The 25,035-nt window shown below is 59.8% G+C and carries 22 protein-coding genes and 1 pseudogene; 14 read left to right on the top strand and 9 right to left on the bottom strand.

Features of this window, described 5'->3' with window-relative positions:
- Window positions 1-94 precede the first annotated feature (94 nt).
- The gene (locus tag ILT44_RS15220; protein ID WP_204240452.1) at window positions 95-1,564 is read left to right on the top strand and encodes a M81 family metallopeptidase; all 1,470 of its coding nucleotides are present in this window, start codon (window positions 95-97) and stop codon (window positions 1,562-1,564) included.
- A 54-nt stretch (window positions 1,565-1,618) separates the two neighbouring features.
- Here the strand turns inward: ILT44_RS15220 and ILT44_RS15215 are convergent, their stop codons facing one another.
- Window positions 1,619-3,007, bottom strand: a complete 1,389-nt coding sequence (locus ILT44_RS15215; protein ID WP_239468277.1) for an aspartate aminotransferase family protein — start codon at window positions 3,005-3,007, stop codon at window positions 1,619-1,621.
- A gap of 131 nt (window positions 3,008-3,138) precedes the next feature.
- Here ILT44_RS15215 and ILT44_RS15210 point away from each other — a divergent pair, with 131 nt between their 5' ends.
- The 6 genes from ILT44_RS15210 to ILT44_RS15185 all read left to right on the top strand — a co-directional run bounded on the left by ILT44_RS15210 (window position 3,139) and on the right by ILT44_RS15185 (window position 9,481).
- The gene (locus ILT44_RS15210) at window positions 3,139-3,618 is read left to right on the top strand and encodes an Lrp/AsnC family transcriptional regulator (protein WP_204240450.1); all 480 of its coding nucleotides are present in this window, start codon (window positions 3,139-3,141) and stop codon (window positions 3,616-3,618) included.
- Between the two features lie 169 nt (window positions 3,619-3,787).
- Window positions 3,788-5,209, top strand: coding sequence for an amidohydrolase (locus tag ILT44_RS15205; protein ID WP_204240449.1), 1,422 nt, complete (start codon window positions 3,788-3,790; stop codon window positions 5,207-5,209).
- A gap of 164 nt (window positions 5,210-5,373) precedes the next feature.
- Complete coding sequence (locus ILT44_RS15200; RefSeq protein ID WP_204240448.1) at window positions 5,374-6,222, top strand: transporter substrate-binding domain-containing protein; 849 nt, start codon at window positions 5,374-5,376, stop codon at window positions 6,220-6,222.
- Between the two features lie 442 nt (window positions 6,223-6,664).
- Complete coding sequence (locus tag ILT44_RS15195; protein WP_204240447.1) at window positions 6,665-6,874, top strand: hypervirulence associated TUDOR domain-containing protein; 210 nt, start codon at window positions 6,665-6,667, stop codon at window positions 6,872-6,874.
- Between the two features lie 120 nt (window positions 6,875-6,994).
- A complete protein-coding gene (locus tag ILT44_RS15190) occupies window positions 6,995-8,182 on the top strand; it encodes an L-dopachrome tautomerase-related protein (protein ID WP_204240446.1) in 1,188 nt (395 codons plus the stop codon).
- A 48-nt stretch (window positions 8,183-8,230) separates the two neighbouring features.
- Window positions 8,231-9,481, top strand: a complete 1,251-nt coding sequence (locus ILT44_RS15185) for a Gfo/Idh/MocA family protein (RefSeq protein ID WP_204240445.1) — start codon at window positions 8,231-8,233, stop codon at window positions 9,479-9,481.
- Between the two features lie 5 nt (window positions 9,482-9,486).
- Here ILT44_RS15185 and ILT44_RS15180 read toward each other — a convergent pair.
- Window positions 9,487-9,934, bottom strand: a pseudogene (locus ILT44_RS15180) ((2Fe-2S)-binding protein).
- A 446-nt stretch (window positions 9,935-10,380) separates the two neighbouring features.
- Between ILT44_RS15180 and ILT44_RS15175 the strand changes: the two are divergent.
- Complete coding sequence (locus ILT44_RS15175; protein WP_204240444.1) at window positions 10,381-10,641, top strand: hypothetical protein; 261 nt, start codon at window positions 10,381-10,383, stop codon at window positions 10,639-10,641.
- Between the two features lie 310 nt (window positions 10,642-10,951).
- Here ILT44_RS15175 and ILT44_RS15170 read toward each other — a convergent pair whose 3' ends face one another.
- Window positions 10,952-11,239: a hypothetical protein gene (locus tag ILT44_RS15170; protein ID WP_204240443.1), complete on the bottom strand. Its 288-nt coding sequence runs from the start codon at window positions 11,237-11,239 to the stop codon at window positions 10,952-10,954.
- A 343-nt stretch (window positions 11,240-11,582) separates the two neighbouring features.
- On the opposite strand from ILT44_RS15170, the gene ILT44_RS15165 reads away from it, so the two are divergent.
- Complete coding sequence (locus ILT44_RS15165) at window positions 11,583-12,776, top strand: S8 family serine peptidase (protein ID WP_204240442.1); 1,194 nt, start codon at window positions 11,583-11,585, stop codon at window positions 12,774-12,776.
- 212 nt (window positions 12,777-12,988) lie between these two features.
- Entirely contained in the window at window positions 12,989-13,237 is a 249-nt protein-coding gene (locus tag ILT44_RS15160; RefSeq protein ID WP_204240441.1) for a hypothetical protein, read from the top strand.
- 618 nt (window positions 13,238-13,855) lie between these two features.
- On the opposite strand, the gene ILT44_RS15155 is transcribed toward ILT44_RS15160, so the two are convergent.
- The 5 genes from ILT44_RS15155 to ILT44_RS15135 form a co-directional block, all read right to left on the bottom strand.
- A complete protein-coding gene (locus tag ILT44_RS15155) occupies window positions 13,856-14,512 on the bottom strand; it encodes a class I SAM-dependent methyltransferase (protein ID WP_204240440.1) in 657 nt (218 codons plus the stop codon).
- A gap of 198 nt (window positions 14,513-14,710) precedes the next feature.
- Window positions 14,711-16,204 (bottom strand): hypothetical protein, encoded by a 1,494-nt coding sequence (locus ILT44_RS15150; RefSeq protein WP_204240439.1) that lies wholly within the window; start codon window positions 16,202-16,204, stop codon window positions 14,711-14,713.
- Between the two features lie 315 nt (window positions 16,205-16,519).
- On the bottom strand, window positions 16,520-17,344 hold the full coding sequence (locus ILT44_RS15145) for a carbohydrate ABC transporter permease (RefSeq protein WP_204240438.1): 825 nt from the start codon (window positions 17,342-17,344) through the stop codon (window positions 16,520-16,522).
- Between the two features lie 2 nt (window positions 17,345-17,346).
- Complete coding sequence (locus tag ILT44_RS15140) at window positions 17,347-18,276, bottom strand: carbohydrate ABC transporter permease (protein ID WP_204240437.1); 930 nt, start codon at window positions 18,274-18,276, stop codon at window positions 17,347-17,349.
- A gap of 42 nt (window positions 18,277-18,318) precedes the next feature.
- The gene (locus ILT44_RS15135) at window positions 18,319-19,653 is read right to left on the bottom strand and encodes an ABC transporter substrate-binding protein (RefSeq protein WP_204240436.1); all 1,335 of its coding nucleotides are present in this window, start codon (window positions 19,651-19,653) and stop codon (window positions 18,319-18,321) included.
- Between the two features lie 140 nt (window positions 19,654-19,793).
- Here ILT44_RS15135 and ILT44_RS15130 point away from each other — a divergent pair, with 140 nt between their 5' ends.
- From ILT44_RS15130 to ILT44_RS15115, 4 genes are all read left to right on the top strand, one after another.
- Window positions 19,794-20,681, top strand: coding sequence for a dihydrodipicolinate synthase family protein (locus ILT44_RS15130; RefSeq protein WP_204240435.1), 888 nt, complete (start codon window positions 19,794-19,796; stop codon window positions 20,679-20,681).
- The gene (locus ILT44_RS15125; RefSeq protein WP_204240434.1) at window positions 20,678-21,352 is read left to right on the top strand and encodes a GntR family transcriptional regulator; all 675 of its coding nucleotides are present in this window, start codon (window positions 20,678-20,680) and stop codon (window positions 21,350-21,352) included. The genes ILT44_RS15130 and ILT44_RS15125 overlap by 4 nt, the downstream gene beginning before the upstream one ends.
- A gap of 3 nt (window positions 21,353-21,355) precedes the next feature.
- Window positions 21,356-22,276 (top strand): PfkB family carbohydrate kinase, encoded by a 921-nt coding sequence (locus ILT44_RS15120; RefSeq protein ID WP_204240433.1) that lies wholly within the window; start codon window positions 21,356-21,358, stop codon window positions 22,274-22,276.
- Window positions 22,277-22,402: 126 nt separating this feature from the next.
- Entirely contained in the window at window positions 22,403-22,618 is a 216-nt protein-coding gene (locus ILT44_RS15115; RefSeq protein WP_204240432.1) for a DUF1059 domain-containing protein, read from the top strand.
- Window positions 22,619-22,667: 49 nt separating this feature from the next.
- Here ILT44_RS15115 and ILT44_RS15110 read toward each other — a convergent pair whose 3' ends face one another.
- Window positions 22,668-24,683: a PAS domain S-box protein gene (locus ILT44_RS15110; RefSeq protein ID WP_204240431.1), complete on the bottom strand. Its 2,016-nt coding sequence runs from the start codon at window positions 24,681-24,683 to the stop codon at window positions 22,668-22,670.
- Window positions 24,684-25,035: the final 352 nt, after the last annotated feature.

Genomic DNA, 25,035 nt, shown 5'->3' with positions numbered 1-25,035 from the left:
TGTTCAGTGCGGCTCCCGAGAGCAACACCATGAACCGGCACGTGCTGGCACCTTAGAATGCCGATCATTGATCGATTGAGGGGTGAATGATCTGATGCGACTGTTCGTTGCCTCGCTCGCGACAGAGACAAACACGTTTTCACCGATCCCCACGACCCGAAGAAGCTTCGAGGCCGGAGCATACTTTCCGACAGGAACTCATCCAGACCGAATTACCCATAGCACCGCGCCTCTCTGGGTGGCCCGCCAGCGCGCCAGACGTGACGGCTACACCTTGATCGAAGGGTCCTGCTTCTGGGCAGATCCGGCAGGCCTGTGCAGGCAAGCGGACTACGAGAGCGTCAGAGATGAAATTCTCGATCAGTTGCGGGCAGCATTGCCTGTTGATGGGGTTCTGCTTGGATTACATGGCGCGATGATGGCCCATGGCTATGTGGATTGTGAGGGCGACCTGATCACCCGCGTCAGGGAGATCGTTGGCCCAGATGTCAAGATCGGCGTCGAGCTTGATCCCCACTGCCATTTGACCGAGCAATGCGTCAGACAGGCCGACGCGATCGTTCTCTTTAAGGAGTACCCTCACACGGATTATGCCGAGCGGGCTGAGGAGTTGATTGACATTCTTCTGAGCTCGATCCGCGGCACTCTTAGCCCAGTGATGTCGCTTTACGACTGCCGGATGATTGAGCGCGTCCCCACATCGCGAAGCCCGGGCCGAGACTTTGTCGATCAGATGAAAGCCCTCGAGGGCAAGAACAGCGTTCTTTCCATCTCACTGGCACACGGCTTTCAGCTCGGCGACGTGGCAGAGATGGGATGTCGGATCCTTGTTGTCACCGACGGGAACAAACCATATGGCGAGGCGCTCGCAGAGGAGTTGGGAGAATCGTTCCGCCACCTGCGAGGTCAGTTCGCAGCTCCCTCTATGGCTTTTGACTCTGCGCTTGAGCAGGCGCTCAACGATCCGGAACCGGGGCCATACGTGATTGCCGATCCCACTGATAACGCTGGTGGAGGATCTCCGTCGGACAACACCAATCTCCTGCGCCGAATGATCACTTTGAATGTCCAGGAGGCCGCGTTCGGACCAATCTGGGATCCGATTGCCGTCGAGTTCTGCCTTGGCGCAGGAGTCGGCGCGACCCTTCCGTTGCGTTTCGGTGGCAAGGCAGCAGCCACATCGGGTTTGCCCATAGACGCCGAAGTTGAGATAGTAGGAATCGTGCGAAACGGTGTGCAGAGCTTTGGCGATGCCAAGGTCGCGATTGGAGATGCGGTTGGCATCCGGCTCGGAGGGATCGAGATATCACTGCTTTCGACGCGATCACAGGCGATCGGGCTCGAGATATTCACGAGTGTGGGCATTGAGCCTCAGTCGAAGCGGATCATCTGCCTGAAGTCGACCAATCATTTCTATGCTGCTTACGCCCCCATCGCACGAGCGGTGCTTTACACCGATGGCGGCGGCCCCTCCCCGCTCGACATCCAAAAGCTGCCCTACCGAAACATCGAACGGCCGCTTTGGCCCCTGGATCCGCTCCCACCGGGAAGGCTTCTCGTCTAGAGAGCAGCAACCAAAGATTCGCTCAGGACTAGCCTCCGTTGACGCCTATCCGGATTATAATCGGCTCCCTGATGGGAAGACGGCATCCACAGCCGCCCGCGCAGCCTTGACGATGACGTCGGCTTCCTCACGCGTGAGACAGAGGGGTGGCGCTAAGCCGAGAATATCGCCCTGCGGCATGGCGCGGCCGATCACCCCGCGCTCGAGAAGGGCGGCTGCCACTTTCTGACCGATCGCCTTGGAAGGATCGAAGAAGCGGCGATCGCTTCTGTCTTCGACGAACTCGACGGCCGCCATCAACCCCTCGCCGCGAACTTCACCGACGTGGCGATGCTCGGACAGGGCATCCGTCAGCTGCTGGCGGAAGTATGTTCCCACCGAAAAAGCATTCTCAACGAGGTTCATTTCATCGATCAGCTCAAGATTGGCGATGCCGGCTGCGACGCAGAGAGGATGCGCGGAATAAGTCCAGCCATGGCCGATCGCGCCCATCCTGTCCGAACCCTGGACGAGAACCTGCCACATCTTATCGGAAACGATACTGCCTGAGAGAGGTGCGTAAGCCGAGGTCAGCCCCTTGGCGATGGTGATGAGATCCGGAGACATCCCGTACCGGTCCGAACCAAACATCGTCCCAAGCCGGCCGAAGCCTGTGATCACCTCATCGGCGACGAGAAGAACGTCGTATTTGGCAAGAACAGCCTGGATCTTCTCCCAATAGTCTGCCGGCGGCGGCACGATGCCTCCGGTTCCCAGAACCGGCTCGCCGATGAAAGCGGCAATTGTCTCCGGCCCCTCGGCGAGGATCATCTCCTCCAACTTGTCCGCACAATATTGCGAGAACTGCTCCCCGGTCTGGGAGCGATCCGCGCGGCGGAAGTAATACGGTGCCTCCGTATGCAGGATGGGCGTCCGCGGTAGATCGAACGCTCTGTGAAAGAGTTCAAGCCCCGTCAGGCTTCCGGTCATGACTCCCGAGCCATGATATCCCCGCCACCGGGAGATGATCTTCTTCTTCTCAGGGCGCCCCAGGACGTTGTTGTAGTACCAGATGAGCTTCAGGTTTGTTTCGTTCGCATCAGAGCCCGACAGCCCGAAGTAGACCCGGCTCATCCCTTTTGGTGATCGTTCAACGATCATTCTAGCAAGCGTGATCGATGCTTTCGTGCCATGACCGACATACGCATGGTAATAGGCAAGGTTCTTTGCCTGTTCTGCAATCGCATCGACGATCTTCTGGCGACCGTAACCGACGTTGACGCAGTAGAGTCCTGCAAAAGCATCAAGGCTCTGTCGGCCAGTCTTGTCGGTAATGTAAACGCCCTCCCCGCTGCTCATCACACGCGTATTACTTTCGCCGCGGGCATGGGTCCCCATGTGGGTCGACGGGTGAAAGAAGTGATCACGATCCCAGGCGTTAAGTTGGTTATTATCGTTGAGCATAAGATGCTTCTCGCACGTCAAGGGCTGGATCTCGGCTAACCCTAACCGATTCAGTAATTGCTTGGCAGCGAACATCAGGCCATGCAAGATTATTTCCGGCGTATACTCACCCATACGTGCAGGAGTTCTGCATGACAGATCTGGACGATATCGACGTTCTCCTCCTGAACGCCGTTCAACGAAACAACAAGATGACATCCGATCAGCTCGGAGAACTCGTCGGGCTTTCGCCCACAGCGTGCCAGCGGCGGCTAAGACGCCTCCGCAGTGAGGGGGTCATCGAGGGGGATGTCTCCATCATCTCACCAAAAGCGGTGGGTCGCCCGATTTCGATGCTGGTGCTGGTTTCACTCGAGCGCGAGCGCACCGACATCATCGACCGCTTCAAGAAGGCTATTCGCTCCACTGCCGAAATCATGATCGGCCTCTACGTCACGGGCGAAGCGGATTTCGCCTTGATCGTGACGGCGCGGGACATGCAGGATTATGAACAGTTCACGCGTCGCTTCTTTTATGAGAACCCGGATATCAAGGGTTTCAAAACCATGGTGGTCATGGATCGTGTCAAGGCAAGCTTCGTCCTTCCCATCTCGGGATCGTCTGAGAAATGAGGTACACCCAGCATTGAGATCCTTTTGCAGGATTCCTGCGTTAGCTTGGCCCAACACGGGGAATTCAGTATGAAAGCCACTCGATTTTGCTGACCTTGGCCACTGGTAATAGCATAATATCCGGAGAGGACTTGCCGAGGCAGCCTGGGAACGACTGTCGGAGTTGACCATGGGGAATGAGCCGGTTTCGGCTTATGTGGACAGGAGGCGCCAGATCTACTGCGATCTCAGTGATCGCGTTTGGGGCACTCCGGAACTCAATTTTCAGGAGTTCCGTTCCTCTGCCGAGCATGCTCGGATGATCGAAGTCGAAGGCTTCCGCGTGCTGAAGCAAATCGCCGGCATGCCAACAGCTGTCGGAGGTGAAGCCGGACGGGATGGACCGGTCATTGCCGTTCTGGGGGAATACGATGCTCTTCCCAGATTGAGCCAGGTCGCCGGAATCACTGCGCCACAACCACTGATTCAAGGAGGCAACGGGCACGGCTGTGGCCATAACCTGCTGGGTTCCGCCTCGCTTCTTGCGGCTGCGGCTCTCAAGGAATGGCTGGCCCAAAGCAACCTGCCCGGGCGGGTGCGATATATCGGCTGTCCGGCCGAGGAAGGCGGATCGGCAAAAAGCTTTATGGTAAAAGCAGGGGTTTTCGACGACGTCGACATCGCCATCTGCTGGCATCCCGGACCCTTTACAGGCGTCACAACTCCGCTCTCTCTGGCCTGTGTGGAGGCGGAATTCGCGTTTTCGGGGCGGGCCGCCCATGCGGCGGCAGCGCCTCATCTTGGCCGCAGCGCTCTTGATGCCATCGAATTGATGAACGTGGGCGTCAACTACCTGCGAGAGCATATGCCGCCCGGCGCACGGGTGCATTATGCCATTACCGAGACGGGCGGCATCGCTCCCAATGTGGTTCAGGCGCAGGCACGCGCACGACATCTCGTCCGCGCCGCGACGCTCGAGGAGATGTGGTCGTTGTTTTCAAGGGTCGTCGACATTGCCCGGGGCGCCGCATTGATGACAGGAACCACCATGTCCTGGGCTCAGGTTGCAGGAGAGGCCAACCTCATCGGCAATTCCGTTCTTGAGCAACTGATGGATGAGACCCTCAGGCGCCTTGGCAGCCCGGGATTCGATATCGCAGATCAGGCTTATGCGGCCGCGATCCAGACAACACTCAACCCGGCCGACATTCGCAGTGCTCGCATGAACTTCAACCTTGCGCCGGATTCAGGTGCCGCTTTGACGGAGGAGATATATCCGCTCGGCGCAGGATCGCCCAATGCTATCGGATCGACCGACGTGGGAACCGTCAGTTGGGTGGCCCCGACGGTACAGTGCCGCGTTGCTACATGCGCGGTCGGCACACCTGCGCATTCCTGGCAGATGGTTGCACAGGGATGTGCGCCAGCGGCGCACAAGGGCATGGTCTTCGCGGCAAAAGCCATGGCTGAGGTCGCTGCCGCGCTCTATGCAGAGCCATACCTTCTGCGGGCTGCCTGCCAAGAGCACGCGGACTTCCGGGCCAACCACCCGTTCAAGAACCCGATCGAGAATGCGGCACAGCTCGATCTGCCGACGGCGGCGCCAAACTAGATAAGAATTCGTCCTTTTCAGGATGAAGACAGAGCGAATAAAAACCGACGCTCTGGGAGGAAGGTAACAAGGGTCGATAGGATGCGTGGCCTACCGCAACGGATCCATCATGCGTTTGTTTATCGAGGTCTAAACGACAGCAGGCATAACAAAGGGGACGGCTTATGAAACGACATCTTTCCTTAGCTTTAGGTCTTGCCATCACGTTGCTCGGGGTAGGACCGACACTCGCCCAGGCTCCGTCCACGATCCGCATTGCTACCGACGGGGAATCGCCACCCTACAGCCTGTCGAAGCCTGATGGATCCATCGAAGGTTTCGAGGTCGAGTATGCAAAGGCGCTTTGCGAGAAGATGCAGGTGAAATGCATCATCGAAGTGCAGGATTTCAGCGGCATGATTCCAGCGCTCAATGCTGGGAAGTTCGACGTGATCATGGCCAGCATGTCGATCACGAAGAAACGTGAAGAGACTATCAACTTCTCCATTCCCTACGGCGGCACCGGCAATGTTTTCGCGACCATGAAGGGAAGCCCCCTCGAGGCGATGCCGGGGAGGAATGGAACCCTGACCCTTACGAGTGAGAGCGCCGCAGCTAAAATTGAGGAGATGCGAAAACTGCTCAAGGGCAAGGCGATCGGCGTCCAGACGGCATCGGTCTCTGCCGAATTTGCTAAAACCTACTTCAAGGACGTCGCAGAGATCCGGGAATACCAGAAGAATGAAGAGATCAACCTTGATCTGATCGCCGGACGGGTCGACGCTGAGATCAACGGGAGAAGCTTCCTGCACAACTCATCAAAGGCCCCAGGTTTCCAGAATATCGTGCTCATCGGCCCAGTGCTTGACGGCGGCGTCTTCGGTGGCGGCGTCGGCTTAGGTTTTCGGAAATCAGATGCTGATCTCAAAGCTAAATTCGATGCCGCCATCAGGGCATCTGCCGCTGATGGAACGTTGAAAACCCTCTCCATGAAATGGTTTGGCTTCGACATCACACCGTCCAGCCTGCGCTGACGATTTCAGCCGGATCACCTTGCTACGTGATCCGGCTGTTCCAATAAGCAGTCAAAGGTAGAAGCTGCTCTTTTCGTCCCGTCCCTAAATCGCGACCATCTTGCACCCCCACGTCCGACCTCGTTTACCTGACGCCTATTGGCGGCGGGCAGTTTCCTTCGGCTTCGACGCTGATGCTTCGAAAAGAGAGGCAGACGATACCGGCGAGACAATTTTTGAAGTCGAAGGCGACGCCGCCTGTGAGCTGCCCGACCGCATCCTTTGAGCTTGACGATGCAGGCTGGCGCGCCCGGCCACGAGGAGATCGAGAGGGCACCGGTTGAAGAGCCGGCCCACACGATGCTGCAAAGCTGAAATTCCAACCCTCGACTTAATGCTGTTTGGAACGTAACGCTTGGACTTGAGTTGCCGACGGATACCAATCATTCGGAAGGAACTCGTCATGGCGAAGTCACTGAAAGCCGGTGACAAGGTCTCCTGGGACTCATCGGGAGGCCACAGCACCGGGAAGGTGGTGAAAAAGCAGATTAGCCCGACGCAGATCAAGGGCCACAAGGTAGCGGCGTCCAAGGACAACCCCGAATACATCGTGAAGAGCGACAAGTCGGGCAAGATCGCGGCCCATAAAGCAGATGGTCTCAAGAAGGCGTGACCAAGACTTAAACATCGGGCAGAGAGCGATCTGAGTTGGAACGAGGGCGGCCTCGCCCGGTTGATGGGTCATGGGAGATGTGCGCGGCACCCCCCTTCGCCACATCCCACTGGAGTTTCCATGCGCTACGCTCCTCTTCACGCAACGCTCCTGCTTGGCGCCTGTCTTGCGGCCTCCGTGTGCCTCGGCTCAGCCATGGCCCAAACATCTCCATCGCAGCAGCCCTTCGAGCAGGTGGCTGCCTTGGATCATCAGGTCACCGGCGTGGCCGTTTCGCAGGATGGGCGCATCTTCGTGAACTTCCCTCGCTGGACCGAGGACGCACCCGTCTCCGTGGCCGAGGTGATGAAGGATGGGTCGATCAAACCTTATCCGGATCAGCGCTGGAACGAGTGGCGCAATGCAAAGAAGGACGAGATGGCGCCCCAGGATCATTGGGTCTGCGTACAGAGTGTCGTAGCGGACAGTCTAGGCAACCTCTGGGTGCTCGATCCGGCAGCACCCGCTCAGGACAAGGTCGTCGCCGGCGGTCCCAAGCTGGTGAAGATCGATCTGAAGACGAACCAGCCGAGCCAAACGATTTCATTCACCGAAGACATTGCGCCTCAGGGCTCCTATCTCAACGATGTGCGCTTCTCTCCCGACGGTCACCACGCCTACATTACGGATTCGGGCGTGAAGGGCGCGCTCGTCGTGGTCGATCTGCAAAGCGGCAGGGCGCGCCGTGTGCTCAATGGTCATCCGAGCACGCAGGTCGAGAAGGACGTGCAGGTAAAGGCGGATGGTCAAGTGTTGCGGCGTCCTGACGGACGCGGCGTTGAATTCGCCGCCGACGGTATCGCCCTCACTCCGGACGGACGGCATCTCTATTGGCAGGCCATCAAGGGCAGGACGCTCTACCGGATTTCCACCGACACTCTTGAGAACGCCCAGGCTTCCGACCGGGAGATTGTAGCCAAGATCAAGACCGTAGGCGAGAACGGCGTCGCCGACGGTCTACTGATCACGCGCCGCGGCGACCGGATGATCGTGACGGCACCGGAAGAGGACGCTCTCAAGGTTCGCATTCTCAGCGGCCAGCAGGGCAGCCGTCCGACTGTCCTCGTGCAGGACAAGCAGCTCCGGTGGCCGGACACCCTCGCCGAGGGACCTGACGGCATGCTCTATTTCACGACGTCCCGCATCCAGGACTCGACCACCTACAGGCCTGAATCACCCAAGAGCCTGCCGACCCAGCTCTGGCGCATGAGGCTCGACAGCGCGGAAGCGACCGGCTCCCTCACTTCACCCACCCAGCCACAGCAGTGACGATGAATGAGAGTGCCCCCGGAGCCCTCCTCCCTGATGGAGATCCCGATGAACTTGTTTGACAAAGACGGTAGGCTTGATCTGTCCCGTCGCCTGTTTCTGCGCAGCACGGGCGGCGGCCTGCTGGGGTCAGGCCTTGGGCTGATCGGGCCCGCTTTCGCCCAAGGCGGCGGTGGATCGATGCCCGGTTTGCCGCCGTCGCGTCCGACGGGCAGGCCGTTTCCGGAAATGGAACAGGAGACGCCGGTAGAGCCCGGGCGCAGGCTTGGATGGGCCGTGGTGGGTCTCGGCAAGTTCGCTCTCAACCAGATCCTCCCCTCGTTTGGCGAGAGCCGTTGTTCCAAGCTGGTCGCGCTGGTCTCGGGCAACCGTCAGAAGGCGGAGCAGGTCGCCTCTCGTTACGGCGTCGACACCCGCGACCTCTACGACTACCAGACCTTCGACCGTATCGCCGACAACCCGGAAGTGGACGTCGTCTATGTCATCCTGCCCAATGCGCTTCATGCGGAATACACCGTGCGGGCCTTCAAGGCCGGCAAGCATGTGTTCTGCGAAAAGCCCATGGCAGTGACGGTCGAGGAATGCGAGACGATGATCAGCGCAGGCCGCGAAGCTGGGCGAAAGCTCATGGTGGCGTACCGCGCCCAGTTTGAGCCGCACAATGTGGAAGCCATTCGTAAGGTTCGCGACGGCGAGATCGGGGCGCTTCGCCTCGTCACCAGTGACCATGGCCGCATTCTCGACCCGAAGGATCCTGCGGATCAATGGCGCATGGTGAAGTCGCTCGCCGGCGGTGGATCGCGCTACGACATCGGCATCTACTCGCTCCAGGCGGCGCGTTATCTCACCGGAGAAGAGCCGGTGGAGGCGTTCGGCCAGATTGCGAACACGAAGGACGACCCGCGGTTTCGCGAGGTGGAGGATAGAGTCGCGTTCCAGCTGCGCTTTCCGTCCGGGGCAGTGGCCAATCTCTCCTCCTCCTATTCCACGGCCTCAGTGAAGCGCATCCAGGCCTTCGGCGAGAAAGGCTCGATCATTCTCGATCCGGCCACGGAATACGAAGGCAACAAGCTCGCCCTGCAGACCGAGAAGGGCCGTCAGGAGGTGAAGGTGAAGGTGAAGGAGCAGAGCCAGTTTGCCGCCGAGATGGATCACTTCTCCCAGAGCGTGATGAACAATCATGACCCGAAGACACCCGGAGAGGAGGGCTTGCGTGATATTCTCATCATGCAGGCGATCTACCAGAGTGCCTGCGAAGGGCGACCAGTCTCGATGGAAGCCACAGGTTCCACACGCTGAAAGGTCTAAGGGGCGATGTTGGTCCCTGACCTCCCGGACAGCGGATCAGCCAATCTGGGCAGCTTGTCGATAGTGATTGGGTATTCGCGGATGTGGTTGCCCGTAGGAATATTGCCTCTCATCAGTTCGCGGATTTCGTCGCGTGTATGCGCCGTGCCCTCTTCGATGAGGCGACACCAGAGCAGATCTGCCCAGGCGTGCAATAGCCGCATTGAAAGGCATCGTGATCGATGAAAACCTGCTGCAAGTGATGCAGCGCTCCATTTCTGGCCAGAGCTTCGACGGTAGCGATCTCCGTGCCATCGTTCATGACGGCGAAAGCCATGCAGGAATTGATCCGCCTGCCGTGACGATCACCGTGCAGGCCCCGCATTGCCCGTGATCGCAGCCCTTCTTGGTGCCTGTCAGGCCGAGATGATCCCGCAACAGGTCGAGCAGGCTGGTCCAGGGCAGCCGCGCAGGCGATGATTTGGCAGCAAACGATTTTCAATGGATCAAATCTGTCAAGGTTCCTGGCAGATGACCTGACGAGCCCGGATCCGCTCTCTTGCGGTGCTGCGTATAACGGCACCTGCACGCGACCTTCATTGCCAAGTTTAACACCTGACACAAGAAGTGATTGGATCGCTCCCATTCATATTAGCTATGATAATGTCGTCGTGTTTCAGCGCTATGTGAAGCGTATGGTCGGCCGGCTTCTGTTCTTAAGCTTGGCCTTAATGGACGAACACTCAGGTTTGGAGTGCCGTCGCGAGAAGCAGTCATGACACGTTGGTGGCGACATCTTCTCATTGTCGCAGCAGGCACCGCTGCTGCTCTCCCCCTTCGGGTTCAACTTGACCTGAGCCACGGAGCCAGTTGGCCTATTGTGGACGTTTCAGCCTCCGCCAAGGACAGCGATGGGTCAGGAAACAATGGTGGCGGAAATGGAAACGGGAATGGCGGCGGCAATGGAAATGGTGGCGGAAACGGCCATGCTGGCGACAAAGGCAGTGACGGCGGCGGCAAAGGAAACGGTGGCAAAGGCAGCGATGGCGGACCCATGGGCGGCGGGTCCAGTGCTGGCGGTGGTGAGGCCGGAGGGAATGCCGGCCTTGGCAGCAGCAACGGCAATGGCGGCAGCAAAGGAAACTCGAATGATGGCGGCCTTGGTGGCCTAGGCGGTGGAGCCGGCTATGGCAATAGCGGGGGTATTGGAGGCATCGGTGGAGGAGCTCTCGGCGGAGGGATTGGCCCTGGTAACAGCGCCGGCGGCAGTGCCGGAGGCGGCTTTGGCGCTGGAGGCAGCCTTGGTACCAGTGGCGGCAATGGTCTTGGCAACGGAGGCAGCCGCGGCAACAGCTCAGGTGGAGGTGGTAGCATCGGAGGTGGCATTGGCGCCGGAGGAGGACTCGGAGGCAGCGTTGGCAACAACAATGGTCGCGGCAACGGCAGCAGTCCTGGCGGAGGCACAGGCGGAGTTGGCACCAGTCAGGGCGGCACCAAGGCCGGAGGCCACAGCGGCGGGATTGCAGGCAAAAGCAATAACGCAAACGGCAAGAGGAGCAACGACACCAGCGTAGTAGCCAACGATTGGGCCAGTACAGCAGGTAAAAAGGGAAAGGCCGGGGCACAGGGTGCCACCGCCTCCTCGAAGACCAGCGGCAAGGCGACCGCCGGCAGCCGCAACGGGAGTTCAGCGAAAGCCGGTAAGGCAACCAACAACCAAGGTACCAGCGCAAAGGCCGTGACCAGCAGCACCGCGGCGCCGAAGAGCAAGGGCACAATCCCTGCCAATCGAGCAATCCCAAGCCAGGCGCCAGTCGCCTCTCCGGCCCCAGCGACAGCGCAGGTGTCACCGCAGACGAAGGCTGTCCCCGCAGTGGTTCCTACCAACCCGCCAGCCAGATCTCAGAGCGCCATCCCCACATCTATCCCACAAACAGTAAACCAAGCCCCGAAGGCCTCTCCGAGATCGGTGAGTGCCCCTCCAACCCCGACACAACGGAGCACAGGCTCCGCATCGAATTTGCAATCATCGAGCCAAGTCCAGCCAGCCTCCCCGGTACCAGCTATAGCACCGACCCCAAGCCCAATGGCGGTTGTGCAAGCCGGTGCTCCCATGGTCGTCGAAGCCATCGACACCCGACCCAAGCCGCGTCAGGCCGCAGATTCCATCGTGGTGTCAGGCCTGTCGCGCGAGGATCTTGTCCGGCTCACCGCTCAAGGGTTCCAGATCGAGACCCAGACACTAGGCCGCATTGCCGCACAGATCGTCCGATTGCGCGTTCCACAGGGCACGTCCCTGACTCAGGCCCGGCAAGCCGTCCAAGTGGTCGATGCGCGAGCCACAACCGATCTTGATCACTTCTACTATCTCGATGAAGGCATGGGGACATGCACCGGCGCCGAGTGCCAAGCAACCGCTCTGGTAAGCTGGTCGGCAGCTCGCGCGACGCAATGCGGCCCGACACCTCTTATTGGGATGATCGATACCAGCATCAACCTCGACCACGATGCACTCAAAGGTCAGGCCATCGAGATTGTAGCCCGTCCTGCCCCCCATGCCGATGCTTCCCTGCCGGAGCATGGCACTGCGATTGCCGCTCTCCTGGTGGGCCGCCCCGGGAGCTCAACGCCAGGTCTGCTGCCGGAGGCGAAGCTGATCGCGGTGGACGCATTCTACCGCGACGGAGGCACCGCCGACCGAACGGATGTGATGTCCCTGGTGTCGGCCATTGAAGCCTTGGCCGAGCGCGGTGTTCGGGTGATCAACCTGAGCCTGTCAGGCCCTGCCAACGCAGTTCTCCAGAACGCTATCAAGGCAGCCCAAGCCGAGGGCATTGTGATCATTGCCGCTGCGGGCAACAACGGCGCCAGCGCGGAGCCGGCGTATCCGGCAGCCTATCCCGGTGTCATCGCAATCACCGCGGTAGATCAAGACCTGAATGTCTATCGCCGCGCCACCCAAGGCGCCTACATCGACCTTGCAGGACCTGGAGTGAATGTCTGGACGGCCTCAGTCCAGGGCAGCGGCGCCCTGAAGACAGGCACATCCTATGCGGTGCCCTTCGTATCCGCCGCCGCAGGTCTTCTGCTTGCCTCCAACCCGCAGTTGGACCCCGAAGCGGTTCAGGCCCGCCTGGAGCAGCATACCCGCGATCTCGGCGAGCCAGGATGGGATCCGACGTATGGATATGGCCTTATCCACATGGCCGGCCTGTGCGCACCACCTGCCAGCTTGGCGCCGGTGGCTACAACCCAGACCCCACCGCTTGCTTTTCCATTCGAGAAGCAGACCCTCGGGATGCCTTAACCCGGACACACCAATCTGGGGACACCGCCTTGAGATGCGTCTGCGCCTCAGAGGATTGCGAGCGCCTATCATTGTCTGATCGCGATCCTTAGCCTGCGTACCCGCTAGATCGTTATCGAGCCGGCTCATTTTTGCCGCGAATCGCCGATAGCACCAATAAGTAATGACGGGAGATTTTCTGAAGAGAACGAATGTATATGGGAGGAGATAGTATGCCTAGAGCTTACAATAATGCTTACAGCACTTATCCTTCCGAATTGCATCATGTTGTCAGAGAAGTTCTGCATAGAATAAGCGACATCGACTACCAGCATCATGTTGAGCTCAGCAAGGTTGACACCACCTCTTCTGACGAAGAGCTGAAGAACTACATCAAGGAAAAGGTGCGTCGCGTTCATCAGAAGCAGCGGCAGCCCTATGTAGATCTGCTGAACACCCTTCGGCTGAGGCAGCAACGCTGACGAGCCGCCCCCTGAGGGGAGCGGAAGATCATCGGCACCTCGTCACAAGCCACGCAGCACCAGGAAAGGTGCTGGGCATCCTTTCTTTTGCGACGCCATGCCAAAACGACAACACCCCGTCGAACCCCAGCTCAAAATCCTCAAACGGGGGCCATACCCAAGTCAATACCGTCATTACGGAAGATGAGCGGCGGGTTTATCGCTACCGTGATCGGGGTTGATGATCGCTCCAAGCACGGCTGGCATCGCATGGAGAATGACGACTAAGGATCGCGCGAGGGCGATGTCGCCTTTTGCGATGAGGGCTGGACGATCCTCGGTATGTGCTCAGCATGAGGAGCCGGCTTCAGAATGTGCTACCGTTGAGCCACCGTCAGCCGTGAGGGCCACAAAGGCCGGAGAAGCGGTTCGGCCACCACCCCTCCGATCATGGCAAACGCCATCAAGATAAGGCCAAGACGGCCATAGAGCACAACGCGATCCTTACGGGTCATGCATCCTCACAATCGTTGAGCTGGAATCAGCACAGACGGATCCTTGTTTCCGATTGTGGCGACAATACTGCTCAGGTTTGACCGGAATGGCGCGTGTGTTTCCTCCATAGCATCAGAGAAGGCCTTACTTGAAGATCCGGCACTTCGGCGGGTCGACGTCAAATGGGAACTTGCTTTGGCCGATAAAGAAGTCGTCAAAGGCCTTCTTCACTCCGGGCCAATGGGGGTAGTCGTCACCAATGAGCACACCCTGTGGCCGGATCATCGGCCACCATTCGCGCAAATCCGCCGTGACGGCATAATAGTCATGGCCACCGTCGATATGGACCACGTCAGGCTCGACATGATGATGTCGCAGGACGTTTGCGGCGTTCACCGAATCGAGCGGAAGGGGGAGGACGTAGTCCTGTAGTCCTTCCCCAACAATGTTAGCCGCAAAGGTATGATAGAGCGCAGGATAGCCGTTGCTGAAATTCAGATGGGCGAACCACTCATCGTTGGTCCAGTGATCCCACGCTCCGAGCCAGGTATCGATGGCAATCACCACGCCATCGAGGTTCATCGCTTTCATCTTTGAAGCTAGCGATAAAACTGATGCGCCCTTCCAGACGCCAACCTCGACTACGACCGCTGGCCGGAGCGCCTCAATGGCATCGGTCAGGTAATGGTGGCTTGATGCCCACCCCTGTTGATCTTGGCGATACAGCTGGCTGGGATAGTTCAGGAACGGGTCCTGACCGCGCCATATCGTCTTCAGCAACGCCTCGCGGACCTTTGTCATGCTCTGCCTCGCTCATAATCTATATGCGCCATCAGCGCTTTGCCGATACCCAAAATAACCTCATTCGTATTCGTGTCCGCGAGAAAGTATGCTTCACTCCCGATAAGCAAGGCCTGGAGTTTGTCAGTCTAGACGCGGCCGAGTACGGAACTGCCTGCGCTGCAGATTCCGAGAATAATACCAGTGTTCGGCCTCTGGTCACGGCAACCGCAGCAGGTCCAGCAGCAGCTCGGCCAATCTCGTGTTGTCGTAGAGTTCGGGCATCAACGATATCGGATTGGTGTAGAGGCTGTCGCTGGCTGCGATCCCGTTCCAATCCAGTCCCCTTACCATTGGCACCTTCGCCTTCTCGAAAGCCTTGAGGAACTCCAAGGCGATGAGACCGTGGCCAAGTGCAGTCGGGTGGACACCATCCAGGCTGAATACGCCCCCGGCCGACATCCTCCCCATGCGGTCAACGGTGTAGTAGACGGTGTCCACCGTGCGTCCGAGGCGCATGTTCAGGTCGATGATCTCCTGCGGCAGCTCGTATGTCGGCTTGCCGTGATTCCGCTTGAAGGCAAGGCGGAGCAACTGATCGCAGATGTCGACAAGAAAGTACTCGACCTTCGGGCCTTCCGTGTCCCTGCTTTTCCTGTTGTAAGCGGTGACGATCCTCTTGATGGTCTTGTTGTATTCCGCGATGGTCGAGTCGATCTGGTAGGCCTGCTCGAAGGTGAGCGAGTTGCCGCTCCGGCGGGCGTAGTCGTGGTCGAAGAGGAAGTAGGTGTAGCGGTCGAAATAGGTGGCCCTCTTCAGGACCTTGAAAGGGTCGTCCTCTTCCCGGGAGTTGCCGACTCCTCGGGCGAGCGGGGCGATGGTGACAGCCGGCACTGTTCCGATGAATACCTTGCAGTCGCACTTGCCCCGGGTGAGAGTGTCGTGGACCTTCTCCATCAATTCCTCGTACTCGGCCTCGAAGTGCTCCGTCGTCCAAAGGTTGAACCTGTTCCGCTGGTCGAGGTCCATCTCAAGGGGCGGATCCTCGGCCTCCTCCGTTGACATCACGTCCATCCGGACGATCGTGCCCAAGGCGTTGTTGGCGCCGAGCCAGAGGATGAGGTTCTCGACTCCCTCCCCGTCTACGTGATGATGCTCCAGCCACCGCAACTGGCTGAAGTCATCGTACTGCGGATCGCGCGACGGATTGAGCACCGCGTGCGCGGTCCGCTCGAAGCGGCAGTTGGGCAGGGAGAAGAACAATCCGTCGCCCCCGTTTTTCTCCTGGTCCATCGCGATGCGGTCCAAGCACAATCGTGGCGTGACCTTCCAGGCATCGGCGACCGTGAAGCCCGCCACCGAGACGTTGGGGTAAAACTGGCGCCTGCCCGCCTGCGGGAGCGCGATATTGCCCTGCCCGCGTTCGTAATGGTCCTCGATATTGTCAAGGAAGCCGTTGACCGATGTGACGGCGGCCAGCCACTCGATTGGGCCTCGGATATCCGCCCCATACTGCCTTTGAAGGCTCCTCATGAGGTTCTCGATGTTGAACGGCAGGCCGCCTGCTCCCCACATCGGAATGGAGTACTCGTCTGTCCCAGGCACCAGCCCCATGCACCTTGCAAGCAAGGTCGAGTAGGAAAGCTCGGTCCTTGCCGCGGCCATGGACATGAACCCTTGCGAAATGCTGTCACCTATCGTGAAAAGCTTCATGCTCGGCCCTTCGCAGGAGAACACCTTGCGTGTCGTATGGCTGAACCAGTACTGCGCAAAAGATGTACTTCCAACTATGGCGATTGAGCGGAAGTGCGCAGCTCGGAGAGTACGAGAATATCATGACAATGACATGAGGCTAGGATTTATAAATCCTTGCGTTTCTCGCTGCCGCATGCAGCTCGGGGTCAAGCTCGGAAGACCGCAGAGCTGAACGAAGGTCTGCTCATCCCAGCAGTGCGAAATACGGCTAAGGTCAATCCCATGCCAGAAGCGAACCACTTCCCGTGCTCGGACTTTACCGCTGGAATGATTCTAGCCGCCCTTCACGGCTCCGGCTGTAAGGCCGGCTACGATTTGTCGCTGCGCGATGATCGTCAGCACGAGGACCGGCAGGGTTACGATCAATGCTGCTGCCGCCAAGGGTCCCCAGCTCAACTGCTCGAAGGACAGCATGTTGTAGACCGCGACCGGCAAGGTTCGGGTTTCCCGGCCTGCCAGCACGACCCCAAAGACGAAGTTGTTCCAGGAGAAAATCACCGCGAGAATGAAAGCGACGGTGATGCCAGGCTTCGCAATCGGCAGGGCAATGTGGCGAAAAACGTGCCACCGATTCGCGCCATCGATGACGGCCGCCTCCTCAAGTTCGAGCGGGGTTGTCTCGAAGTAGCCGATCATGATCCAGATCACGATCGGAACCGTGATCACGAGGTGTGCGATGATCTGTGGCACCAGCGTGCCCATGAGCCCCAGCCACTGGAAGAGGAGGAAGAGCGGGATCAGGTAAGACAGGCCGGGGGTCATGCGGGCAATGAGCACGACCACGGCAGCCTTGTTTGCCTTCATGCGGGCAATGCCATAGCCGGCTGGCACACCGATCAGCAGTGCAAGGCCCGTTGCAGCACCGGTCACGATCAGGCTGTTGAGGAAGAACAGGCCGAAACGGTTGGATTCGAACACGCCGGTATAATTCTTCCAGGCGAATCGTTCCGGGATCAGAATCGGCGGGTAAGCGGCGTTATCGACCTCGAATTTGAGCGAGAGCGAGATCATCCAAAGAAAGAACAGGATGGCCGGCGAGACCAGCACGAGGCCGACGAACAGAAGGCCGAGCGAGTTGGCGGCTCTTCGGAGGTTCATGCTCACCCCTGAACGTCGATCCATTTCGTGCGCTGACGAAGATGGAGCATGAGAAGGGACAGGGCGATGACGATGGCGAAGAACACGACTGCAATCGCCGATCCGTAGCCGACGTCGTAATAGGCAAAGGCGACGCTGTAGAGATAGAGATTGATTGTCTCCGACGCCGTGCCCGGTCCGCCCTGCGTGATAGCGTAAATGATGTCGAAGCTCTTCAGAGCATCGATGGTCCTGATGATTACGGCGACCATGAGGAACGGGGCGATCATCGGCAGTGTAATGTAGCGGAAGCGCTGAAAGATGGTTGCTCCATCGATGGCGGCGCTTTCATAGGGTTCCGTCGGAATGGCCGCGAGCCCGCCCAGGACGATCAGCATGACGAGCGGCGTCCATTGCCAGGTTTCGACCAGAACCAGCGACGGGATCACGGTCGAGGGACTGAAGACCCAAGCCTGGGGTCCAATCCCGACCAGCGACAGAAGGTAGTTCAGAACTCCCAACTGCGGATGGAACATCATCGTCCATACGAGGGCGACAGCAACGGGCGTGGCCATCATCGGCATGACGAACACACCGCGCAGGATACCCCGGAAGGGCAGGCGGGAGTTGAAGATGAGGGCTGCCAGGGTGCCGAAGATCAGCGGCAGCACCACGGCCAGAAGCGTGTAGACAAGCGTATGACCCACGGAGGTCAGAAAGCGCTCGTCCGACATGAGCCGCAGGTAGTTGGACAAGCCGCTGAAGCGCCGCGCTCCACCGACCGTCCATTCATGCATGCTCATCCACACCGTGAAGACCCACGGGAACACGATCACCGATCCCACCACAGCCACAGCGGGAACGACGAAGGGCCAATAGGTGCGTTTCGGTCGGGCGCCTGTTGCAGACGCCGCCGGCACCGCAGCGACCGGGCGCTCAGCGATGGTGGACATGGACATGCTCCACCATGCTGATCTTCTGCCGTTCCGCCTGCATCAAGCCTTCTCGCTGCGCTCAAGAATAGGCTTGAACTGCTCCGTCGCCTTTTTCATCTCAGCGGCCGGATCCCCTCCTCCGATAAGATTCGTCAGACCGATGCCGATGACGTCGCGGAACTCCGTCACCGGTTGAATGACGGGAAGGCCGAGCTTGCTGATCTTGCCCGATTCCACCACTGCGTCGATCCAGGCCGGCGGCATCTTCACGCCCTTGCGAGTCTCGGGGTCGCTGAGGATAGACTGGCGGAACGGAACGCCACCACCCGCCTGCAACAGGCGCGCACCCATCAGCTTCGAGATGGCCCATTGGCAATAGAGATAGGCAGCCTCCTTGTTCTTGCTGGCGGCGGTGACGCCGATGCCGTCACCGAAGGTCGCTGAGGCCTGTGCCTTCGGCCCGCGCGGCATGACACCGTAGCCGACCTTGCCGACCACTCGAGACTTCTCCGGATCCTCCAGCGGGGGTGCGAAGCCGACGCCGTCGAGCCACATGCCGACCTTGCCCTGCAAGAAGGCCGATTGGCATTCCGACCAGTTGAAGCCGGCAACGCCCTGGGGCGCAGACTTGGTAAGAAGGCGCTGATAGAGTTTTGCAGCCTCAATGGCTTCCGGTGTGTCCGTCATCAGGTTGCCGTTGGCGTCGACGGGATCGATGCCGTGGCCGAGAAGGAAACTCGTCCAGACGGGAACATTGGCATTCTTCAGACCACGGGCAACGAAGCCGTAAGTCCCCTCCTTCGGATCCGTCAGCGCCTCCGCAACTTTCACCATCTCGTCGAAGGTCTGCGGATAGGCGAGCCCCTTCTTCGCAAAGAGTTCCTTGTTCCAGTACACCATCCAGTAATCGACGGAGAACGGAAGCGACAGCATCTGCCCCTGCGGATTTTTGGCATAGAGCAGGCCAGCCTGGGAGAAGTCGCTTTCGGTGAGGCTTGGATCCGTCAATTCCGGGTTCTTCATGAAGCCGCTGATGTCAGCCAGCCAGCCGGCCTTCTCGAACTGGCGCTTCTGAACGTGGTAGCTGATGTGGACCACGTCGAAGCTCGGGCTGCCTGAGTTCAACTCGATAACGGCCTTCTGCCGTTGCTGCTGTTCCGGGGTCTGCTCGGAGGACACCTGAATGCCCGTCAGGTCGGTAAATTCCTTTTCGTGCTTCTGGAGAACCTCGCCACGCGGACTCTTGATCAGGTTTACCCCGATCTTTGCGCCGGCGTATTTCTTCCAGTTCACGTCCGCAAAGGCCGGCGTTACGCCACCGAGGCCGTATGCGGCCGCAGCCGCCGTGCTTGCAAGAAATGTACGACGCGTAACCGAACCGCCTTTTGCAGCCATTGCTCGTCTCCTCCGTGATTTAATGTAACGGTCCATTCGGACTCTTTTCAGCGCTTGCAAGCGATTAAGCACCATGTAACATGTTAGTGTCAACACAGCAGTTGTTCGGCCTAACGCCGAAGCTGTTATTGGAGGCTCCCTTGTCGCTCAGCTTTGGCATCAGCCCCGCCCTAATTACCCCTTTTTCGGATGGAAAGGTGGACGTTCACCGCTTGGCCTCCCATGCCAAAGATTGCTTGGCCCGCGGTTGCCGGACAGCGACCCTGTTTGGGACAACCGGAGAAGGTCCCTCCGTCGGCGCCGCCGAACGCGAGCGCATCGCGAACGAAATAGTGGACAGTGGCATCCCGGCGGAGAAATTGGTGGAAGGCGTGATCGCCTGCTCGCCGGAGGAGGCCGCCTACAGCACAAGCCAAGCCCTGCGCCGTGGTGCCCATGCCGTCCTGCTGGCGCCACCCTTCTATTTCCGCCCTGCCCCGGACGACGCTGTCATCAACTGGTATTCGGTCGTGTTCGAGGCCGTCGGCAGCAATCTGCGGGATATCATTCTCTACCACATTCCGGGCATGACCGGCGTGCCCTTGTCCCACATGGTCATATCCTGCCTGAAGGAACGCTATCCTGGCGCCATCAGGGGCGTGAAAGACAGCGCGTGCAATGCCGAGGCAACCTTCGCTCTGATCAAGGCCTTCCCAGATCTCGATATCCTTGTCGGCGACGAAACCTATCTTGGTCGCGCATGTGCCGCGGGCGCTGCAGGGTCCATCTGCGGCGTTGCCAACATTCTGCCCGAAGCCGTGATCGCTCTCGCCGAGAACGGTCGTGATGACCCTCGCATCGTCGAATTGGTTCAGGAGATCGGGCGCCACCCCATCGTTCCCATGGTGAAGGCTCTCACGGCCCATGTCCGCCGAGACCCGGTTTGGGCGGTGGCAAGGCCTCCGCTGCCGACATTGGATGAAGGGAGCACGGCGCGGGCGATTTCGTTGCTGGAGCCATTCGGAAAAGTGATCAAGGCTGTCGCATGAGCATGGCTCGCCAAGCGCCCCGCTCGGAACTCAAGCTGCGGGAGCGGGCCTACGACGTCTTCACTGATTACTTGTTGCGAAGCCAGATCAAGCCCGGTCAGTTCATGACCCAGCGAGAGCTGGTAGTTCTCACCGGACAACCTCTCGGCGCAATCCGCGAACTGATTCCACGACTGGAAGCGGAAGGCTTGATCGTGACCGTGCCGCAACGCGGATTGCAGATCCTGCCCCTCGACATCACGTTGATCCGCAATGCATTTCAGTTCCGGCTGATCCTAGAGCGGGAGGCGATCGCTTCCTTCACTCAAACAGCCAGCGATGCCGCCATCGTACGGATTGAAGCTGCGCATCAATCGATTGTTTCGGCAGCAGACAATGGGTTGACGGAAAAACTTGTCGCTGAGGCTCAGCAGGTCGATCGGGAGTTCCACGAAACGGTCATTGATGATCTCAACAACGACATCATCTCGAAGGCCTACCGGGTGAACTGGATCAAGGTCCGCCTCATTCGCCAGAACGAGACGAGCCTCGACGAGGACCTCGTGATCCCGGTGATGCGGGAGCACCTTGCCATTATCGCGGCCATGAAGCGGCGTGATTCCCAGGCCGCCGTGGAATCCACCATTGCCCACATCATGAACGCTCGCGCGCGGGCCCTCAGGCTCGAGTAGACGATGAACCGGAAGCCGGTGATCTGCCTCGGATGCGCATTCTGGGACACCATCTTCAAGGTTGACCGGATTCCGGATCATGGCACCAAGGTGCTGCCGGAAAGCGCCGTTCAGGCTGCCTCCGGGATGGCAACGGCCGCTGCGACCACCATCGCCCGCCTTGGCGGCAATGTCGAACTCTGGGCCAGGGTCGGCGACGACCCTAGCGGCGATAGCTTCCTGCACGACCTGTCCCGAGAATCCGTCCGCATCGACCGGATCCGCAGGATCCCAGGCGCCCGTACCGCCTTCTCAACCATTCTCGTTGACCGTGCGGGGGAACGACTCGTGGTGCCCTACACGGACCCATCACTCGACCCTGATCCAAGTTGGCTCCCCTTGCACGAAGTGGCGAGCGCCGCTGCCGTTCTTGTCGACATGCGTTGGCTCGAAGGTGCAAGGGCGTTGCTTGCCGAAGCGCGCCGTCACAAGGTTCCGACCATTCTTGATGCCGATGTTGCACCGCCGGATGCGCTACGCGAGATGACCACCCTTGCAGACCATGTTTTGTTTTCCGAGCCTGCCTTGCTTTCCCTCGCTGCCAATGCCTCGCCCAGGGAGGCTCTGATGGAGATTGCAGCGGACCTTGAAGCCGATGTCGTCGGAGTGACACTCGGCGCAGCAGGGTCGTTGATATGGCAACGCAGCGCCTCTGCCACAGGGGCTGTCCATGAGTTCGCATCAATATCCATCAGCGCTGTGGACACCTTGAATGCTGGGGACGTTTGGCATGGCACCTATGTCTACGGTCTCGTCAACAATTGGAGTGTGGCACAGGCCGCTCAGCTGGCGAATGTTGCAGCAGCCATGAAGTGCGAGCATTTCGGAGGACGGCTCGGCTCTCCTCGGCTCCCAGAGCTGCTGGAACGAATAAGCCATATGTGACTGCCACCAACATATGGGCGGCCCTTGCTCTGCCATCCCGATAGCAATCCGGTTGCGGCAGGGCGGCCTGGGCCGTAAGATTGCAGCTGCCTGACGGGCGGGGTTGCTGTGATCATGGAGGTCACCATGGGACGCAAATTCATCGACTGCCGTGCCTTCCCGAGCGAGATGAACTGCTCGATCAGCATCATCGCCGACAGTGAGGCCGAACTGCTTGAGGCCGCCGTGCAGCACGCAGTAGCCGTGCACGGGCATCAGGACACGCCCGAGCTGCGCGACCAGCTCCGGGGCGCGATCCTAGACGGTATGCCATCAGAGGCAGCGCCAAGCCGAGCCGCGTGACTGGCCGAAACGAGACAGTTCTCGAGCGACGGTAGACTGGTCTTGCGGCTCAGGCCGCCTGCTGGCTCGCCGTTCCGATCGGCACGGCGATGGCGCAGCACACCCCTTCATGCTCGTAGCGGAGATCGAGCTGCCCAGCGAGTTCGTGGGTGATGGTCTGCCGCAGGAGCCGGGAACCAAAACCAGGACTCGGCTGAGACTCGAGCACAGGTCCGCCCAGCTCGCACCAGTCGATCGTTACGACGGCTGCCTCACCTTGTCCGTCGACCTTCCAGTCCACCTGCACCCGACCTGACGCCACCGACAGGGCGCCGTACTTGACCGCGTTGGTGGCAAGTTCATGGAAGGCCATGCCCAGGACCACGGCCTGTCGAGGCGGCAGATGCAGGTCTGGCCCGTTGAGCTGGATGCGCTGGCTTGCCGTCGCATAGGGCTGAAGTTCGGTTCCCAGGATCGTCCTGAGGGAAGCTCCCTCCCAGTGCGTTTCGTTGAGCAGGTTGTGGGTGCGTGAGAGCGCCAGCAGCCTCTCCTGAAACCGCGCTTGCGCCACCTGTGGCGGCAGCCCCGGTCTTGCTGCCTGCCAGGCCAGCGACTGCACCGTAGCCAGCGTATTCTTCACCCGATGGTTCAGCTCGTCGATGAGCAGTTTCTGACGCCGATCCGCCTGCCAGCGCTCCGTGATGTCTTCGACCACCCGGATCGCATAGAGAAATCCGCCGGTATCATCCCGCACGGCGGTACTGGTCACACGTGCCCAGCCGCGGCTGCCGTCCTTGCGCTGAAACCTGCTGTCGGTGGTGTAGGTGTCCATTTCTCCGGCCACCTGCCGTGCGAATAGGTTGAGATCCTTCTCCAGGATTTCCGGGTCGGTCGCGTGGCCAAAGTGAAGACCGATCAGCTCCTCGTGGCTATGGCCCGTCAGCTTGCAGCGGGCCTCGTTGACCGAGACGAACCGCCCGTCCCGGTCGACCTCGGCAATGCCCACGGCGGCATTGTTCTGGGTTGCCCGCAGACGGGCTTCGCTGCGTCTCAAGGCGTCCTCCCGGTCACGGAGTTCCGTCGAGGCGGAGGCGAGCGCGCTTCCAACCCGATCAATCTCAACAAGTCCGGTGAATGGCACGGCGACAGGTTCGCTCCGGGCGAGATGTTGCGCCAGATCGACCAGCCTCTCCACGGGGGTGGAGATGCGTTGTCCGAAGCTGCGAGCCAGGAGCAGAGACAGCAGGATCAGCACAGCGCCCAGCCCGAACAACGTCCAGAGTGAGCGGCGCAGTGGGGCTTGGACAATGTCTGCCGGCACGCCGACGAACGCTGTCCAGCCCGATACGCCTGAGCGGGCATAGGCTCCCAGGACCGCCGTTCCCTCCAGATTGTGCCCCTCCCAGATCCCGCCTGCCTCCCGAGCGGCATTGAGGAACTCGTCAGGGGCGGCCTTACTGATGAAGGCCTCATGCTGCCGGGATCGTGCCACGACGCGATTGGCCCGGTCGATCATGGTGGCGACCCACGAAGCGGGAAGGTTCTGGGCGAGCAGGATCTCGGCGATCCGCCGAGGTTCGACAGCCATGGACAGCACATGCGTGACGGTATCGTCTTTGACAACAGGAACGCGGATGCTGATGATCGGGCGTCCTGCCGTGGCCCCGATGAACAGGTCCTGGATGACCGGCTGCTTGGAGGCGATCACCTGCTGGTCAATCGGCAGGTTGGCGCCCTTGGACAGCGGGCTGCCCCAAGGCAGACGGGTGTTCACGACCTGCTGCCCTGTGGTGTCGCGCACCACGATCGCGTAGTCATCGGTCCTCTGCCGCGACCAGGATTGCAGAGTCATTTGGGCCTGGCGCTGGAAGGCCTCGAAGTTGCCCTCCAGCAGGGTTGAGGAGGTTGCCAGCGCTTGGGCCGACGCTTGGATGCCGACCAGTTCGCGGTCGACCGCCGCCATGATGCGCTGTGCCGTGCCGAGCGCCTCCTCCTCGTAGCGGCTACGCTCTGAACTTGCGTAGCGCCACAACAGAAGAGCCGCGAAGACAAGACCCGGCAACACAAGGGCAGTACCAAACGCCATCAGGCACTGGCGGATCGTGAAACGTCGCGATGAGATCATGCCGCAAAGATACAGCGGCTGCGCTGCAAGTCGAGAGATCACCTAAGGGAGCCTGATGCCGAAATAGGCTTGCTTTGACGGACGGGACGAACCGAACACGGAAAGGTGCCTATTCAGGAAAGTATGAGCAGGCAGGAGGTCAGCCCTCCGCAACCCTTTGAACGAAAGGCTGGCTGTCCGGACAGATGTGCCGCGCGCAAGCCTCCCCCCAAAGGTGGGGAGAGGCGGTTTCTTTCTTAACCCGCCATGGCTTTTTTGAGGTTTTCGTCGATTTTGTCGAGGAAGCCGGTGGTGGAAAGCCACTTCTGCTCGG

Source organism: Microvirga arvi, assembly GCF_016892765.1.
Lineage (GTDB): Bacteria > Pseudomonadota > Alphaproteobacteria > Rhizobiales > Beijerinckiaceae > Microvirga > Microvirga arvi.
This window is presented reverse-complemented; position numbering and strand designations above follow the sequence as displayed.